At 61.3% G+C, this 1,829-nt stretch carries 1 protein-coding gene; it reads right to left on the bottom strand.

The genetic code is table 11. From position 1 onward, the window contains the following. Window positions 1-538 precede the first annotated feature (538 nt). Window positions 539-1,639, bottom strand: coding sequence for an IS4 family transposase (locus QX126_RS33475; protein WP_315701243.1), 1,101 nt, complete (start codon window positions 1,637-1,639; stop codon window positions 539-541). Window positions 1,640-1,829: the final 190 nt, after the last annotated feature.

Here is a 1,829-nt window from a genome sequence, read left to right as displayed (position 1 = left end):
GCCGCCTCCGCACCGACGATGCGCTCCCTCCCCCGCTTGCGGGCAGGGCGACCGCATATGAAGATTTGGCCGATCGGCACCAATGCCTCCTGATCGTCATGGCCGGGCTTGACCCGGCCATCCACGACTTCGCTAGCCCGGAAGAAAGACGTGGATGCGCGGGACAAGCCCGCGCATGACGAGTAACCCAATTGGCACCTTTTTTTGCCGTTGAGAACCATCTTCGGACATATGCGATCGCCCTGCGCTTGCGAGGGACTGTTGGGGTGGCCACATGACCGCGCCTTCTCGCGGCGGATCACGCCCGAGCTCTGCGATCGTTGTGCCCTGTCGAAAAGCGAGAGGGCGCGGGGAATGCCGCATAGGCGTTAAGGTAGCGCGAGCATCGATTGATACTTGCGTTTTCGAGGAGGCTCGCGAAGGTGGCGCCCCAACGCGCGTTTTCTGCGGCGCAAGCAACGGATGGTTGGTTGTGGAATGATTGCTTGCAGCAAGGATGCAACGAGCTGCTGCAGGACCCGCCAAGCGCCAGGCGTCGTTAAGCGGCCTGCGTCCAGTGGGGAGAGTCCTCGAAGTCGCTGGCAAGCGGCTCGAGCAACAGGATGATCAGGAGGTGGGCCAGCAGGTAGGGCTTGGCAGAGCGCGGATCGGTTCCTGGCGGCGTCTTGAGGCCAATCAGACTCTTCAGTCGCTTGAACCCAAGCTCGATCCGCCATCGCAATCGATAGAGCGCAAGCACATCTTTGGTGGAGAACTCGTCCCGCGCGAGCGACGTGATCAGAATGACCCAATCCGCAGCCTCCAAAGTTTCTTTGGAGATGATGCGGTTTTCATCTTTTGCGTCTTGCCGGGCTTTACGCCGAGAAGCAGCAGCCGCACCGGTGGGCTTCTTGATTGCGACCAGACGCATAGCCAGAGGCGCGCCGCCCTTGCGCTTGATCCAAATCTCCCGATCGACCAGTCCGCGCGCCTTCGCGGCACGCAATTGGGCCATCAGATCGAACGGAAGGCCTTTGGCGTCAAGCCAACGTGCGTTCTTCCAGCCCGCTCGGATCAAAACGTCGGCCCCGGCTTCGCGGACGGCCGCAATGCGGTCAGGTTGCAGATAAGCGCGGTCAGCAATGCGGATCTCGTTCTTGACCACTGGTATCCGGTCAAACGTTTCGCCCTCTTGCTGATCTGTCAGCTCGAAGTGACCAAAGCGCTCATAGGGCAGATCAAATGCGCTATGAACGCGCCAAAGCTCACTGTTCTTGCGCGCAGCCGGTCCCGCCTGAGGCACTGTCGTCGCATCGATGATGCGGATCAGGCGGCCTTGGCTCGCCTTCGGAGCTGCCGCAGCGAGCAAGCCCTCCACCAGCACCGCAAACCAATCACCACATTGACGCAGCCGATAGAACAACGCCACGCTGGTGAGGTCGGCAAGGCCAACAGAAGCCGCCCATGCGGCTGTCGATCTCAGCCCTCTTTCACCCAAACAATAGGCCAGCATCAGCCGAAGTAACGTCACCGCATCTGGAATCTGCCGCCGACGCGCGAAGGCCTTCGTCTGGCGCGCAGTTTTCTCGAGCTGCGCAGCCCCGCCCAGCTGCGCAACCACTCTCGTCCAGTCCTCGTTCAGGAGCGATTCGTCTGCCATCCCCTGTTCGAATCACGGCGGATTCCAACACTCAAGCATAAACTTAACGCCTATGGGGAAGGCCGGGAGCTCGCCGCCCCCATGGCCCGCCTGCAGAAAAGAAAGCAGGCGGCAGTCACCACAGGTTCAGCCGAGACATCCCGGCCTTCCCCGCGCGATGGGTTACGGCTTATACGCGCTCTCCCCAGGG

It is taken from the genome of Bradyrhizobium sp. SZCCHNPS1003 (assembly GCF_032381555.1).
Classification (GTDB): Bacteria; Pseudomonadota; Alphaproteobacteria; order Rhizobiales; family Xanthobacteraceae; genus Bradyrhizobium.
Note: the sequence above shows the minus strand (reverse complement) of the source record. Positions and strands in the feature narration are given on the sequence as shown.

Excerpts from the sequence above, each read along its gene's own strand:
- QX126_RS33475 (WP_315701243.1), bottom strand. The coding sequence starts at position 1,639 with ATGGCAGACGAATCGCTCCTGAACGAGGACTGGACGAGAGTGGTTGCG.